10 protein-coding genes and 5 pseudogenes are annotated in these 16,545 nt (G+C 41.5%); 1 reads left to right on the top strand and 14 read right to left on the bottom strand.

Annotation, left to right across the window (positions count from 1 at the left end; translation table 11 throughout):
* Positions 1-126 precede the first annotated feature (126 nt).
* Complete coding sequence (locus RCG23_RS03785; protein WP_308178659.1) at positions 127-684, top strand: GNAT family N-acetyltransferase; 558 nt, start codon at positions 127-129, stop codon at positions 682-684.
* A 15-nt stretch (positions 685-699) separates the two neighbouring features.
* Here RCG23_RS03785 and RCG23_RS03790 read toward each other — a convergent pair whose 3' ends face one another.
* The 14 genes and pseudogenes from RCG23_RS03790 to pgsA form a co-directional block, all read right to left on the bottom strand.
* Positions 700-891 (bottom strand): hypothetical protein, encoded by a 192-nt coding sequence (locus tag RCG23_RS03790; RefSeq protein WP_308178660.1) that lies wholly within the window; start codon positions 889-891, stop codon positions 700-702.
* An 85-nt stretch (positions 892-976) separates the two neighbouring features.
* A pseudogene (locus RCG23_RS03795) lies at positions 977-1,375 on the bottom strand (VOC family protein).
* Between the two features lie 806 nt (positions 1,376-2,181).
* Complete coding sequence (locus RCG23_RS03800) at positions 2,182-2,730, bottom strand: outer spore coat protein CotE (RefSeq protein WP_308178661.1); 549 nt, start codon at positions 2,728-2,730, stop codon at positions 2,182-2,184.
* A 301-nt stretch (positions 2,731-3,031) separates the two neighbouring features.
* Complete coding sequence (locus RCG23_RS03805) at positions 3,032-3,463, bottom strand: YlbF/YmcA family competence regulator (RefSeq protein ID WP_308178662.1); 432 nt, start codon at positions 3,461-3,463, stop codon at positions 3,032-3,034.
* 1 nt (position 3,464) lies between these two features.
* Positions 3,465-5,009, bottom strand: a complete 1,545-nt coding sequence (gene miaB, locus RCG23_RS03810; RefSeq protein WP_308178663.1) for a tRNA (N6-isopentenyl adenosine(37)-C2)-methylthiotransferase MiaB — start codon at positions 5,007-5,009, stop codon at positions 3,465-3,467.
* A 455-nt stretch (positions 5,010-5,464) separates the two neighbouring features.
* Positions 5,465-6,331, bottom strand: a complete 867-nt coding sequence (locus tag RCG23_RS03815; RefSeq protein WP_308178664.1) for a 2-oxoacid:ferredoxin oxidoreductase subunit beta — start codon at positions 6,329-6,331, stop codon at positions 5,465-5,467.
* Positions 6,332-6,333: 2 nt separating this feature from the next.
* Positions 6,334-8,066, bottom strand: a pseudogene (locus RCG23_RS03820) (2-oxoacid:acceptor oxidoreductase subunit alpha).
* 291 nt (positions 8,067-8,357) lie between these two features.
* A complete protein-coding gene (locus tag RCG23_RS03825) occupies positions 8,358-9,293 on the bottom strand; it encodes a dipeptidase (protein WP_308178665.1) in 936 nt (311 codons plus the stop codon).
* 146 nt (positions 9,294-9,439) lie between these two features.
* The gene (locus RCG23_RS03830; protein WP_308178666.1) at positions 9,440-9,700 is read right to left on the bottom strand and encodes a stage V sporulation protein S; all 261 of its coding nucleotides are present in this window, start codon (positions 9,698-9,700) and stop codon (positions 9,440-9,442) included.
* Between the two features lie 198 nt (positions 9,701-9,898).
* Positions 9,899-10,695: pseudogene (locus RCG23_RS03835) on the bottom strand (TIGR00282 family metallophosphoesterase).
* A 130-nt stretch (positions 10,696-10,825) separates the two neighbouring features.
* A pseudogene (gene rny / locus RCG23_RS03840) lies at positions 10,826-12,384 on the bottom strand (ribonuclease Y).
* 317 nt (positions 12,385-12,701) lie between these two features.
* Complete coding sequence (recA, locus tag RCG23_RS03845) at positions 12,702-13,745, bottom strand: recombinase RecA (RefSeq protein WP_308178667.1); 1,044 nt, start codon at positions 13,743-13,745, stop codon at positions 12,702-12,704.
* A gap of 904 nt (positions 13,746-14,649) precedes the next feature.
* Positions 14,650-15,899, bottom strand: a pseudogene (locus RCG23_RS03850) (competence/damage-inducible protein A).
* 61 nt (positions 15,900-15,960) lie between these two features.
* A complete protein-coding gene (pgsA, locus tag RCG23_RS03855) occupies positions 15,961-16,539 on the bottom strand; it encodes a CDP-diacylglycerol--glycerol-3-phosphate 3-phosphatidyltransferase (RefSeq protein WP_308178668.1) in 579 nt (192 codons plus the stop codon).
* Positions 16,540-16,545 lie beyond the last annotated feature (6 nt).

Below are 16,545 nucleotides of genomic sequence, written 5' to 3' on the forward strand. Positions count from 1 at the left end.
CGGGATGTTTCTTCCACGCTGATGGTTAGTTGAATCAATCGGGCAATTTACGGCTTTTAAAGGAAAATCAACTCTCATTATAGAATTTTACTTAATGGGAGTTGAATGGTAAAAGGAGTGTTTTAAATGGATTTCCCTGAACTGGAAACAAAAAGATTAAAATTGGTAGAATTAAAGAAGGAACACGCAATGGATTTCTTCGCCATCCTTTCTTTGGACGAAGTGACCAGGCATTACGGCATGGATAAATTGGCGAGTGTGGAAGATGCTGAACATATAATTGAATTGATGCAAACTAACTATGTTGAAAAACGTGGTTGCCGGTGGGGCATTGTGCTAAAGGAGACCGGAGAATTAATCGGCACTGCCGGGCTTAATGCCCTTATGTTAAAGAACAAGCGTGCGGAAATTGGATACGAGATCCATCCTGAGCATTGGAGGAAGGGTTACGCATCAGAGGCATTGAGGGGCATTTTAGAATACAGTTTTACTTCTCTAGGATTAGAGAGGATGGGAGCGGTGGTTTATCCGGAAAATCAGGCATCCTATCAGCTGCTGGAGAAACTGGGCTTTCAAAAAGAAGGCATGCTGCGCAAATACATGCATCAAAATAATAAGGCACATGACACGTTTGTGTATTCCTTACTGGATACAGAATGGTTTGCAAGCCGGGAATACCAATAATCCCGGCTTATTAATTTATTCCCCAAAATAGTCTTCAAATTCCTTTGACGATTTTACATGATAATATGGATTTTCCTCAGTAGCATTCTTCGGGTCAAGGTTGGTCTTTATAACCAGCATTGGCTCTGATGGCCTCTCTGCAATAATCCTGTCATTCAATTGCTGAAAATCGGGCATATCTTTACTTCCTGGTCCCTCTTTTTTCATTCGCGCACACCTCCTTAAACTTAGGGTGCTGTTATTCATTGCATTTATGTATTAAAAAACAGCATGGCAGATGCCATACTGTTTCTCAGCCGATTCCAGGTGTGTTCATCAGCACAACCCGCCAGCCGTCGGGATCTTCTATCGTAATACCGCCTCTGCGCCAATAAGGATTTTCAGGCTCGGTTTCTGGATATCCCATTCGTCTAAGGTTTGCTGCAATTCAGTCTCTTTCAAAAATGTCTGGTAAATAGAATACAAGCAAATTTTCTTTTGTTGGAGCTGGCAGGTCGGCAGGTTCCTCTGTCTCTGTCTGTGTGAATTCAAGATGGCAGCTGTTGTCAGGCAGGCCAAGCATCAAACCGTCATAGCCTTCATGACCACGGAATTCACCGATTTTTTTCAAGCCTAGCCCATCATGATAAAACTCCAAAAGCTTATCAATGTGTTTGGTCGGCCTTGCCACTCTTACCTGTACAGCAGGCATGCTGCCGTTCCATTCCTGCCGTATGGTAATTTCATAAGGGAGATCAGAATGCTTGAAATGCCCTGCCTTATCGCCTGAGATAATGACTTTGATGGGATGGATCGTTGCTTCCCTGTCAGTCGGGTACCACGGCCGCCTTTCTTTAACAAGGACAAATACTCCATTTGTGTCTCCAAAGAAAGAGAAGCTATCGCTTTCACTTTTGTATTTTGTCAATTGAAAAGAATCAAGCTCCTGTTTGAATTGCGCTATATTTTTAACAGGCATGCCTACTTCACCAACATAGTACCAGCCTTTAACATGTTCTATATCGCTCCATGAATATTGGCGTTCAAGCAATTCAAGAATATTGCCGTCAGGATCAGTAAAATATGCCTGCTTCCCCTGCCAAAACATGCTGTAATGACCTTCCTCATCTTCCAGAAGAAGCTGCAAATAGGACATTTTTTCGTACATATATTCAAAGAATGGGAGGCCGCTTGGCAGACATAAATGATAGAATGGCTGGCTTGCATCCTTCTCAAATACAAGCTTCGTTGCCCCTGCCATTACCGCAAAATATTCCCCTGACTCACTGACTAATGGCATTTCCAATTGATTTGTATAAAACTCTTTCATTTCCTCCAGCTTCAAACATTTTAAATTGAGCTGATAAATTTTCATTTCGATCACTCCCTTGCTTTTATTATAGTTAGTGGTATGCAAGGAAGAATCAATCTTTAGATGTAGAAGAGGTCAGCAATTGTTACGATTTTTTTGAAACACAAAAAAGAAAAACTAGGAAGCGAAACCTTCCTAGTTAGCCATTACTCTTCCTCCGAACCGACAAGGAAATCCGGATTTAATTCTTCAAATTCCTCATCATCTACATGAGTGCCCCATTCATCATCATCACAATCCTTGCAAGCATCGGCATGAACCTTTACACACACTTTTGTTTCGCCGATCACCTCCACGAGGAATTCCCGTTCTACATGGACAATAATCTTGTTTCCATTAGGGGAAATGACTGCTTCTACGCAATTTGGCTGCTGAAGCACTCTTGCGATGACTTCCTTATCGTCGATGACATCGTGGTCACGATACTTTAACTTTATGACATCATGATAAGTAACCCGTTCAGTAACTACTTCTGTTTTTGTATTATCATTATAGGAGTACCAAACGTTAATGTCATAAGAGCCGTGTATCTCTACTGTTTTACCGATTTTTTTCGCCTCGTATTTATGGTTGATAATCCAACAGCCAAGGATGCTGGTTGGACTATGTGCCGGGCAAATCGTATGATTGGACTGTGTAAATTTCCGCCCTTTCGCTACGACCGCTTTGGTGATAATCTCTCTGTATTCTCCCATTTCGAGCGAACCCTCCTCTTTCAGTTTCATTTCATCCTATGCTCTTTTCTAGACTGGTGTGCTATAAATTTTTATGAATACTGGATAAAAGTTTAGTCATAGTTCATTTTATGCTGGGTATTCGCGGATGTGCTAAACAGGGCACAATCTTTCCTTTTATGTTTAAAAATTGATTTTTATACTTTATGAATAATGCCTTTTCTATAGAAGTAAATGCTGTTTTTATGCGATAAAAAAACCAGGCTTAGTAATAAGCCTGGTTTGGTCACAATATAAGAAAAATAGTGTGCTTCTGCTTTTCTTAATGATTACAGCTGTCATTGGAGTTGTTCAATGCAGCACCTGTTTCGCCGCGTAAAACGTCTCCGCCAGTTGATTCGATCAGCTGATCTGTTACTGTATTTGAAATCGTTGATGCAATCAGCTGCAGAAGTTCATTTACTTCCATTTGGGATTGCTTGAATTCCTGAACAACAGGGATTTCATCCAGCTCCTGCTCGATGGAAGTAATTTTATCCTCCACCTTTTTCAATGCTTCTGGCTTACCGTAATGCTGAAGGTTAACAGCCTGCTTTTGCAGCCCTTTAATGTCACTAATCAGCATGCTTACCTTTGGATTGCTATGAATCTGTGCTTCAGCGCGTTTGAAAAAATCTACTTCTTCTGTTTCTGCAATAATGCTTGCCAATTCCACTGCACGAGCGACGATATCGTCTTTTGTATATTTCGCCACTTTAGTTCACCTCTGCCGTTTCTAATTCTTCTACCATTTCTCCGTTTAATGACCAAGTTTTGGCATCTGTAATTTTTACTTTTACAATTTTGCCAATTGCCGTTTTTGGGGCAATAAAGTTTACAAGCTTGCTTTTGCTTGTATATCCTGCCAATACATCAGGATTGTTTTTGCTTTCGCCTTCAACAAGTACGTCGACCACCTGGCCCACATACTTTTTCATCGCTAATGCAGAATATTCATTAACGAGAGCATTTAAGCGCTGTAAGCGTTCCTTTTTTACTTCCATTGGTACATTATCAACCATCTTGGCTGCAGGTGTACCTTCGCGTGGAGAATAAATGAAGGTATATGCGGCATCATAACCGACTTCACGGTATAATGACAGCGTTTCTTCAAACTGCTCGTCTGTTTCATTCGGATACCCGACAATAATATCTGTAGTTAACGAAGCATTCGGAATAGCTGCCTTGATTTTACGTACCAGCTCAAGATAATGCTCTCTTGAATATTTGCGGGCCATAATTTTCAGGACATCGGTTGAACCGGATTGAACAGGCAGATGGATATGATCCATCAAATTGCCGCCCTTCGCCAGAACTTCAATCAGGCGGTCATCAAAATCGCGCGGATGGCTTGTGGTAAAACGAATGCGTGGGATATCGATTTTGCTGATTTCCTCCATTAAATCGCCAAGGCCATAGGATATATCTTCAAAATCTTTTCCGTAAGCATTAACATTTTGCCCAAGCAGTGTGATTTCCTGATATCCATGAGCAGCCAGCTGGCGTACTTCCTGAATAATTTCTTCAGGTCTGCGGCTCCGTTCTTTTCCTCTCGTATAAGGAACGATGCAGTACGTACAGAACTTATCGCAGCCGTACATAATATTGACCCAGCCTTTGATATTGCCGCGGCGCACCTTTGGAAGGTTCTCGATTACATCGCCTTCCTTGGACCAAACCTCAATGACCATTTCCTTGGACATATATGCTTCGTGCAAAATGTTTGGCAGGCGGTGAATATTATGAGTACCGAAAATCATGTCAACCTGGTTATAGGTTTTCAGAATCTTGTTAACCACTGATTCTTCCTGCGACATGCATCCGCAAACACCAATTAACAGATCGGGCTTTTGCGTTTTTAAATGCTTAAGATGGCCTAATTCACCAAACACTTTGTTCTCAGCATTTTCACGAATCGCACAGGTGTTTAGCAAAATCACATTAGCATCTTCAGTATTATCTGTCGGCTCATAGCCAAGTGCCATAAAGATACCCGCCATAACTTCGGTATCATGTTCATTCATTTGGCAGCCGTATGTTCTGATGTAGAATTTACGGCCATCGCCCATTCCCCTGAACTCTTCAGAGATGGCAAAGTCATTATGATACTTTACTTCTTCTTTACCGCGTTTTTTTGCGTCCTTTAAAGACGGTGCAGTGATGACCGTTTCAAAGTACTTGCTGTAATCCTTGGCGGATTTTTTGTCCGAAGAATTAGCACTTTCAGCTTGCTGACTTTCTAACCGTTGTTTTTCATTCATTTATGGGTAATCCCCTTTCGTAAAAAATTCCATCCTCAGATAGCCATTTCTATTAATCATTCTTCACAATTAATTGGAAGCGCATAAGTTTCAGCTTTATGCTGCACATTATAATAGTATAAAGCTTAAAAGACGCTAAAACAATAGAAAATCCCGTCCAGTCGCTCGGCGATTCAATTGTATTGTTTCACATGGCACACAGATTAATATTTTACCGATATTCTCACAAATTGAAAGTGATAGGCATCACAATATCGAAAAGCGCAAGCGCCTTGGTCACCCCCGACAAGCGCTGGAGGGCCTGAAGGTGAAGTCGTTCTTTGTCTTCATCGTAAGGACCGAAGCGACCTCGAGGGGGTAGGCGCTGGAGCTAGACATCAGTACTATAAAACAAAAAGCTAAACTTTTATCAAAAAAATATCCCGCGGGAGGCTTTCCCGCGGGACTTTCACTTATTACATAAATTCTGCAACTAATTTATCAAAGTGAGCCTGGTCAAGCTCAAGATCAGCTTGTGAAAGCGGAGTTTCAGAGTATCCAGGAATTAATTCCTGATATGATTTACGCTCCGTATTTTGGTAGATTAAGCCTGTAACAAGTCCGTCATGCTTCATCAAGGTTTGCATAGCCAACTCACGGCTTGATGGATCATAGCCTTCAATGTCGCTAAGCTTTGTCAGGTTTTCTTTAAACCAGTCATATGTGTTTACTTTATTATAAGTAACACATGGGCTGAATACGTTAATCAAAGAGAAGCCTTTATGGTTGATTCCCGCTTCAATTAGAGCAGTCAGATCCTTTAGATCCGTTGAAAAGCTTTGTGCTACAAACGTAGCTCCAGCTGTCAATGCCATTTCCATTGGAGAAATAGCCGGCTCAATTGAACCTTGCGGAGTAGATTTCGTCTTAAAGCCTGTAGCCGAACGAGGGGATGTTTGTCCCTTAGTCAAACCATAAATTTGGTTATCCATAACAATATACGTAATATCGATATTACGGCGGATTGAATGGATCGTATGTCCCATACCAATTGCGAAACCGTCTCCGTCACCACCTGATGCGATAACAGTTAGGTCACGGTTAGCCATTTTAACACCTTGGGCGATCGGCAATGAACGGCCGTGGATGCTATGGAAACCGTAAGAATTGATATATCCTGAAATACGGCCAGAGCAGCCAATTCCAGAGATTACTGCTAAGTTTTCCGGTTCTAAACCGACATTTGCTGCTGCACGCTGAATTGCAGCCTGTACTGAGAAGTCGCCACAGCCTGGGCACCAGTTCGGTTTAACATTATTGCGGAAGTCTTTGAAAGTTGCCATGCTTAGAACAACTCCTTACTTTTTGTGTAAACGTCAATTGGCAAGAATGGATTGCCATCATATTTTAGATGCTTAACGATTTTCTCAGCATGTCCAACATTCATTTTCATGATATTGGCGAGCTGTCCTGTTGCATTGTTTTCAACAACAAGAACCTTTTTCGCCGAACGGACAAGTGGAAGCACTTCATCAGTCGGGAATGGGTGGATCAGGCGAATTTGCGCATGGTTGACTTTAAGTCCATCATTTTGCAAGCGGATGATCGCTTCTTCAATTGCACCTCTTGTAGAGTTGAAACCAACGATTAACAGGTCTGCATCTTCATGAGGAGCATTTTTATATACAGGCATATTGAAACGGATATTTTCAACCTTACGGAAACGCTTGTCCATTTGGGCAATTCTGTTCGCAGCTGATTCAGATGGCTTACCAGTTTCGTCGTGTTCAACACCTGTTACGTGATGTATTCCGTTTTTCATACCAGGAATCACACGTGGTGATACGCCGTCTTCAGTAACTTCATAACGCTTAAAGTAGCCTTTGTTTTCTGTTTCTGGAACTTCGCCGCCTACAAGCTTGCCGCGTCGGATTTCAACCTTATCAAATTCAAGCGGTTCAACCGTTTGCTTACCTAATGAAAGCTGAAGGTCAGACAACACGATTACAGGGCACTGATATTCTTCAGCAAGGTTAAATGCTTCAGCAGTATCATAAAAAGCTTCCTGAACTGTACTTGGAGCCATAACGATTTTTGGAATTTCACCATGAGTTCCATAAATCATCGCCATTAAATCTGATTGCTCCTGTTTTGTCGGAAGACCTGTTGAAGGGCCACCACGCTGTGTATCAACGATGACAAGCGGTGTTTCTGTAATACCGGATAAACCGATCGCTTCCATTTTCAATGAAAGCCCAGGCGCCGCTGACGCTGTTATCGCACGCACACCGCCGTAGTTAGCACCGATTGCCATTGTACAAGCGGCAATTTCATCTTCTGTTTGAATAACAGTACCACCAAGAGCCGGCAGCTTCTTAATTAAATACTCCATGATTTCGGATGCTGGAGTAATTGGATAAGCAGCCATAAAACGGCATCCGCCAGCAAGTGCTCCAAGTGCAATCGCATCGTTTCCGATCATGAACAAGCGTTGTTTACCATCAGCTTTTTCAAGCTCCATCGTTTGGACGCCTGCAAGTTTTTCCTTCATATAATCAAAGCCAGCTTGAATGGCTTCCATGTTTTTATCGACTACTTGCTGTCCCTTGCGGCCAAAATCTCTTGAACTACTTCTTCAAATACATGAATATCAAGATCCAATACAGCAGAAGTCGCACCGATAGCAACCATGTTCTTCATAAGAGAAGTACCTAGTTCAGTAGCAATTTCTGTAAATGGAACCGCATACAAAGCAGCTTGTGTATCCTCTGGCTGTTTCGGGTCAAACTTAGAGTCGGCCATCATAACGCCGTTGCTATGTAACTCTTTGTAGTTTAAATCGATCGTTTCCTGATCAAAAGCGACAAGGATATCCAGGTCATCGGAGATGGAACGGACTTCTGTTGTGCTAACTCTGATCTTGTTGTTCGTGTGACCGCCTTTAATACGTGATGAAAAGTGACGGTAACCGTATAAGTAATACCCCAGGCGATTCAGCGCAATGGAAAAAATTTCTCCTGTACTCTCAATTCCTTCTCCCTGTTGTCCGCCAACTTTCCATGAAAGTTGATTGATCATGTCTTACACCCCTTTATATACGTAAAAAAATATGTAAAAACATTACAATTGAAAGTGTAGCACTTTTCCAGCCAATTCACTAGATTTACCCTTACACTTCTATAAAGGAAAAATTCTTTTATTGGATGGGTACTAAACGCTTACAATTCTAGACCTATAGGAACGAAAATGCAACCCTTTGACGATAAATATTGTCTAAAATATGAATATTTTTTTATTATTTAAATAAAAGAAGTATCCTTGCTTTTTTTCTGTCTTTTTTAAAATGCTGAAATACTAGTAAATATGCGGTTATAGCCCTCGTCTGCCTGGAAATCTTCTCTCCATATTTTTATATAAAAAATTCCGTACTTGTATATCAGAATAATATTTTAAGAGTTCATTTATTAAAGTATTGTATCCCTTAATGGATGACAGCCCAATTACGGTGTTTTCAGTTCCATCAAAATCGGAACCGAAACCAACATGGTTTTCTCCTCCAAGTGAACAAACATGGTCGAGATGCCTGATAATATCCGCCAGTACCGCCTCATCCCTTCCCGTTAAAAAATGTGGCACAAAGGTAATTCCCATTACACTTTCTCTTTCCATCAAAGCAAGGATTTGATCATTCTTTAAATTCCGGGGATGCGGACAGAGTGAGTAACAATTGGAATGGGAAGCAAAAGGATGGTCTGCCAATTCGATTACATCCCAAAAACCCCTTTCCGACAAATGGGAAACATCACACCAGACCGAATTTTCATTGAGAAGACGAACCACTTCTCTTCCGAACCTGGTCAGTCCTCCTCCCCTTTCCTCCATCGCTCCATCCGCCACGTAGTTTGCGTCATTCCATGTCAGCCCTACAGAAGCGATACCAAGGCGCAACAGTGTCTTTAGCTTAATCGCGTCCCTTCCAATTGCATCGCAGCCTTCAAGTGTGAGGATGGCACCAATCTCATTTTCCTTTAGCAATCCAAGCTGTTCTTTCCTGGTAATAAATTTCAGCTCAGGGTTGGGCTTTAAAATATTTTCAAAAAATAAATCAGCCATGTATAGTGCAGCGTGAAAGGCAACGTCAGGGTGTACTGACGGAGAAACAAAAATCGCAAAGCATTGTACCGCAATACCCGCTTCTTTCATTTCCAGGAGGTTGACGTGCAGTTGCTTCGACTGCTTAAAATTGATGCGGTTATCTTTAAAGAGCTTATAAAGAACATCACAATGTGCGTCGAATATTTTCATGCCTTCACTTCCCTTTCCATCTACAATTTATGAATGTAAATTCTATCTTAATAAAAAGAACCTGCTTGATAAATTACCAAGCAGGAATGAGATTCGTTATTAGTGCTGTATGTTTTGTAAAAAGCACTAAGCCTTTTATGTGGACGCTACCTTGGCTCGATAATAAGCTTAATCGCTGTGCGTTCTTCACCGTCAATTAAAATATCGGTAAATGCCGGGATGCAAATTAAATCAACTCCGCTGGGTGCCACAAATCCTCGAGCAATTGCAACTGCCTTTACAGCTTGATTCAATGCACCTGCACCTATAGCCTGAATTTCTGCGTTTCCTTTTTCACGCAGAACTCCCGCAAGCGCACCAGCTACAGAATTAGGATTAGATTTTGCTGAAACTTTTAATATATCCATTCCTGGCTCCTCCTTGTATAATCCCGATCCAGCATGAGCAGTTTCATGAACAAATCAGGTATATATGATTCCACTGCTACTATATTCAAAGATTAAATGACATATTCCAGCTTGGACAAAAAAAGGAAGGAAATCCAATTAGAGTTAATGAAAAACTGCTTTAAAAAACAAACGGCTTCCAAATAGGAGGCCAGGCTTTTATGAGTAGAATGGGTGGTCATCATTGATTAAAATTCGCTCGATTTTTTTCGCCAGACCGGTTTTACGGTCAAGCTCGATATAAACAGCACTCAGTTGTGTACGGCCTTCCGTGGGAACCTCAAAACGAACCGGCATGCTTGTCAGGAACCTCTTCATAACCGCATCCCTTTCGACACCTAAAATACCGTCATAGGGCCTGTCATGCCCACATCTGATAAATAACCGGTACCGCCGGGCAATATCCTATTATCTGACGTTTGAACGTGAGTATGGGTTCCTACAACTGCAGAAACCTTTCCGTCGAGATACCAGCCCATGGCCTGCTTCTCACTAGTCACTTCGGCATGGAAATCAACGAAAATAAAAGGAGTCCTTTTACGTGCCTCTTCTACCAGTTCATCTGCCTTTTTAAACGGACAGTCCAATGGTGCCATGAATGTTCTTCCCTGAAGGTTTATCACTGCAACCTCGAGGTCATTTATTTTCACAAAAACAAGGCCTTTTCCAGCTGTTCCCTCAGGGAAATTAGCAGGACGGACCAAATATTTTGCCTTCTCTATAAATTCGAAGATTTCCCGATTGTCCCAAGCATGGTTCCCCAAGGTTACAGCCTGTGCACCGGATTCTAAAAACTGGCGATATATTTTTTCTGTAATGCCTTTGCCTCCGGCGGCATTCTCGCCGTTTATAATCGTTATTTGAGGACGGTACTTCTCTTTTAGCTTTGGCAAGTACTCCTGGACCATATCACGGCCCGGTGAACCAACCACATCGCCGATAAACAATAAATTCATTCGAAAGCCCCTTTATTACTTTATGTTCTTATTCTAACACATGCCGTTCTCTTTTACCCTGTTTGCCATTCTTATGCAAGCAGTGTACTCCTCATTAGAAAAAAAATAAAGCGGTGCATAGTGCACCGCTTTATTTTGCATATTCTACGGCCTGTTTCCCGGATAACCGTAACTTTAATGTGTCCTGGGTAATCAAGCTCTTCTTCAATTCGCTTTCGAATATCTCTGGCCAGCCTGTGGGCGGCAAGATCGTCAATTGCTTCTGGTCTTACCATGATTCTTACTTCACGGCCTGCCTGGATGGCAAAGGACTTTTCAACGCCTTCATAAGACTCTGAAATTTCTTCCAGCTTTTCAAGACGACGAATATAATTTTCAAGCGTTTCACTGCGAGCTCCTGGCCTTGCAGCAGATAATGCATCAGCTGCGGCTACAAGCACTGCAATGACGGAAGTAGGCTCTGTATCTCCATGGTGGGAAGCGATACTGTTGATGACAACAGGATGCTCCTTATATTTGGTAGCCAGTTCTACTCCAATTTCAACGTGGCTTCCTTCCACTTCGTGGTCGATTGCCTTACCGATGTCATGAAGCAAACCTGCGCGTCGTGCCAGTGTTTCATCCTCACCAAGTTCTGCGGCAAGCAATCCAGAAAGCTGAGCAACCTCCATTGAGTGCTTCAGGACGTTCTGGCCATAACTTGTACGGTACTTTAAGCGGCGAAGAATTTTGATAAGGTCAGGATGCAGCCCGTGAACACCAACTTCAAATGTCGTTTGTTCACCGATTTCCCTGATGTGTTCATCCACTTCACGGCGGGCTTTTTCAACCATTTCCTCAATTCTGGCTGGATGAATACGTCCATCCTGGACAAGCTTTTCCAATGCTAACCTTGCGGTTTCGCGGCGGATAGGATCAAATCCGGACAGAATGACAGCTTCAGGAGTGTCGTCAATGATCAAGTCAATTCCTGTAAGCGTTTCTAGCGTTCTAATGTTGCGTCCTTCACGGCCTATGATGCGGCCGTTTCATTTCATCATTAGGAAGGTTGACTACAGAAACGGTTGTTTCTGCAACATGGTCAGCAGCGCAACGCTGGATTGCAAGAGAAAGAATTTCCTTTGCTTTCTTGTCGGCTTCCTCTTTCGTGCGGTTTTCGCTTTCTTTAATCATAATAGCCAGGTCATGAGCCAATTCCTTCTCAGTACGGTCTAGAATGATTGATTTCGCTTCCTCACGAGTCAAGCTTGAGATCCGTTCGAGTTCAGTTTGTTGTGCTCGTACCATCTCGTCCACTTTGCTTTCCATCTCTTCAATATGCTGTTGTCTTTGGTTCAGAGAATCATCCTTCTTCTCTAAAAGAATTTCACGCTTATTTAACGATTCATCCTTCCGGTCTAAATTCTCTTCTCTTTGAAGTAAACGGTTTTCTTGTTTTTGGAGTTCATTTCTTCGTTCACGAACCTCACGTTCAGCTTCAGTACGAAGCTTGTGAATTTCATCCTTTGCTTCTAACAGGGACTCTTTCTTTAAGGCATCAGCATCTCGCTTCGCATCTTCAAGAATTTGCTCTGCAGCATTTTTTGCCCCAGTTATCTTTGCTTCAGCAAATGATTTACGCATAAAATATCCAACAACTGCACCGACGAATAGGCCAAGCAAAATGGAGATGATTGTAATGGGTTCCATCGTTACACCTCCTCTTGCTATGAACTTTTGTTACGTTTTTTTAAGTGTCGTCTTGTATATCGTGTAATTTCAACATACAGCAAGCACCATGATTTTTAAACGGTGTAATATTACCAAAAATGTAAAATATACATGTTTATTGTAATTGTGTGTATAACCATTGTCAAGGGTTAGTCCTTACTGCTTTTTGAAATATTTAGAATTCATTCAAAAAGGATGTTAGCTGACATCCTTTTTGAATGCCTCGCTATACAAAAAAATGAATACTAATTGCACAAAGAAGAGCAAAGCCATGAATCAGGCTTTGCTCCTGGATATTAGTCGATCAATTCGAACTGGTCCGGATCTTCAGCTTCCTCTGTAACAACTTTTTCCCCATCCAACCCATAGTGCTCACGGATTTTCTTGGCAATTTCCAAGCGAATCTCAGGGTTTTCTTTCAGGAACACTTTTGCATTTTCACGGCCTTGTCCAAGACGCTCTTCATTGTATGAATACCAAGAACCGCTCTTTTGAACGATATCCAAATCGGATCCAAGGTCAATGGTTTCGCCCTCTTTGGAAATACCTTCACCATACATAATGTCCACTTCTGCCGTACGGAACGGAGGAGCAACCTTATTTTTCACAATTTTAATTTTTGTCTTATTCCCCACGATATCATTGCCTTGCTTCAATGCTTCAGCACGGCGCACTTCAAGACGTACAGTAGAATAGAATTTTAATGCACGGCCACCAGGGGTTGTTTCAGGGTTACCAAACATAACCCCTACCTTTTCACGAATCTGGTTAATGAAGATTGCAATTGTTTTAGACTTATTGATTGCACCGGATAATTTCCGAAGTGCCTGAGACATTAAACGGGCCTGTAAGCCAACATGTGCATCTCCCATTTCGCCTTCGATTTCCGCTTTTGGAACTAGAGCAGCAACAGAGTCAATTACAAGAATATCTACAGCACCGCTTCGAACTAGCGCTTCAGCTATTTCAAGTGCCTGTTCACCAGTATCCGGCTGGGATAATAGAAGCTCATCAATGTTTACGCCAAGCTTTTGGGCATAAGCCGGGTCAAGAGCGTGCTCGGCATCAATGAATGCAGCCTGTCCGCCATTTGCCTGCACTTCTGCAATGGCATGAAGGGCAACTGTTGTTTTACCAGAGCTTTCAGGTCCATAAATTTCAATAATACGGCCTCTTGGGTATCCGCCAACACCTAAAGCGGCATCCAAAGCAAGGGAACCACTTGGACTTGTGGAAATTCTTGTTTCAATCTTTTCACCGAGCTTCATGATAGAGCCTTTACCAAATTGTTTTTCTATTTGCTTTAACGCCATTTCTAAGGCAGCCTGACGATCACTCACTATTTTTTTCCTCCTTTATATATAAAAAAGACAATGCTTGTTGTTTCAATCTAGGATTTTTATAACCTATATATAATATAACCTCTTTCCGCTCGTTTGTCGAGCAAAAAAACGAACATTCATTCGTTTTTTTTACAGGGCATTTTTTGCGTAAAAAGAGAGTATTCACTGGAGAATGTCTCTTTTTTAGAGGTCTTTTCTTGTAATAACTCTCAATTGAGCTATTATCTGACTATTTATATTTATCCATTTTGTTCCCCGGCAAAAAGACCGAAAAAAACACAGCAGCTTTTTAACAACGTGTTTACTTGTAAGGTACAAAACGGTAAATCGCAGACCAAATCAAATAGCAAATCACATAAACTGCAAAGTCTAAAAGGCTTAGAGATGCAACCTATCTCTAAGCCTTTTTTTGCTGAAACATCCGTAAGTTGTACAAATTCATACGACGCTAAAGCGAGTTTGGATCAATAAGCGGAGAAATTCCTCTTATTTAGGAAATAGCACTGAAAATAGCTTAAATAGAGGGAGAGATTCCCACTATTGACTGAAAAAACGTGAAAATAGTTACTTTTGCTTTGCTTAAACGTAAAAGCTCCGCTTATATACCCCGAATCGAGCTCTATTCTGCAGTATAACGGGAAAAGCTCCGCTTATTTTAAACATCACTGGTTACTCAATTAAGGATAAGTCTTCTTACTAAATCACAAATAATTCACACACCCCCAATAATGATTTCCTACCCTGTGATTTACGATCTGAATTAAGAAAAAATAAGCAATTAAAATTTGCGCAAATGTTGATAAATCAATAAAAAACGCACTGTGAATGATATCGTGAATTCAAGTGCGTTTTCATTTGTGTTTTACAATGTTTGCACCTTTAAAGTAAACCCGTTAGCTTTTTAAGCCTGCTGTATTTTCTTAAGTTTCTCTATTAAAAAGTGGCAGCCGTATTTAACAGCTCGAATTCTATTCGCTTCACGACTTCCGCCGAGGTTCAATTTTTCTGTAGTGACCGGCTGCCCCTTTATTGATATACCAATGTAGACGGTTCCTACCGGCTTACCTTCCAATTCATCAGGTCCTGCGACTCCCGTAAAGCTGATGCCAACATCAGCGTTTACCAGCTGTGCAACATTTTCAGCCAGTTCTTCAGCACATTTAGCACTGACCACACCATCCGTTTCGATGGTTTCCTTCTTTACATTTAAGACATCCTGTTTCACTTCGTTTGTATAACAAACAACTCCGCCTTTTAAAAAGCTTCCTGCACCGGGAATCGAGGTGAATTCCTGCTGAAATAAACCGCCGGTTAAGCTTTCTGCGCTAGAAATCGTCATTTGCTTCTCTTTAAGAAGCTTTGTCAGTTCTTTCATGAGAGAGGTATTATCATATCCATAAAAATACTTTCCGACCCGGCCTGAATTTCCTTTTCCGTTTCATCGAGCATTTTATTGGCTATTTCAAAAACAGCATGCTTTGCTGTCAACCTTAATGTCACCTCTCCATCGGAGGCAAGCGGAGCGATTGTTGGATTGCTCTGTTTATCAATTAAATCCTCAATCTCCGTTTCGAGCATTGCTTCGCCAATGCCAAAAAACCTTAAAACCCGTGACACAATTTGCTCATGAGACTGAAGCTCGCCCATAAGAGCAGCGTGACCGTATTTTAAAAACATCGGTTCCATTTCCTTTGGCGGCCTAGGAAGAAGCATATAAGTACGGCCATTCACAATCGTTTGCATTCCAGGTGCCATTCCATGGTCATTTTGAAGAACTTGGGATCCCTCAAGGATAATAGCCTGTTTTTTGTTATTTTCTGTCATTTCCCGATTTGTCCGTTCAAAATAAAGCTCTATCGATTTTAAGGCATTTTCATCCATAACGAGCTTTTTTCCGAGATGTTTTGCAATTGTCTCTTTTGTTAAATCATCCTTTGTCGGACCTAACCCTCCAGTCAGGATAATAAGATCCGAGCGTTTCTCAGCAACTTCAAGCACTGATTTTAACCGATCAGGATTATCTCCTACTACCGTATGATAAAAAACATTGATCCCCATTTCTGCAAGCTGTGCCGAGAGAAAACGGGCATTGGTATTTACGATTTGACCAAGCAACAATTCAGAGCCTACTGCAATAATTTCAGCATTCATGACTATTCACACCTCTGATTTCGATTGAAAAAGGCCGATCGCTAAACCAGGCCTCTTCTTGTTATTTTGAATTTTTAAATACATGCATATTTTTTGCGAAGTAATCCCATCCGGACCAAATTGTAAAGAACATTGCCACCCATAATGCGAGATCAGCAAATGGGAAGGAAATCATTTCAAAAAGAATATTATGCAGCAGCAAAGCTGAAATGGCGACAATCTGTGTCCAGGTTTTAATCTTTCCGAGCATATTAGCCGCTACTACTTCACCTTCTCCTGCAAGCAGCAGGCGCAATCCAGTGATTGCAAATTCCCTGCTGATAATGATGATGACAATCCATGAAGACGCCATATTAAGATCAACCAGGATAATCAATGCCGCTGAAACCAGCAGCTTATCAGCAAGAGGGTCTAAAAATTTACCCATATTGGTTACCAAATTATACTTGCGGGCTAAATGACCATCAACCCAATCGGTCGCTGAGGCAATGATAAACAGCAGCGCACCTGCCAAGTGGGTAACAGGCAAGTCTACACCCAAAAGGTGGATGGTGCCCCATTCGAATGGAACAAGCATGAGAATCATAAATAATGGGATTAACAGAATCCTTGATACAGTTATTTTATTAGGTAAATTCATTTTCTT

Origin of the sequence: Neobacillus sp. PS3-34, assembly GCF_030915465.1 — a bacterium.
Lineage (GTDB): Bacteria > Bacillota > Bacilli > Bacillales > Cytobacillaceae > Neobacillus_A.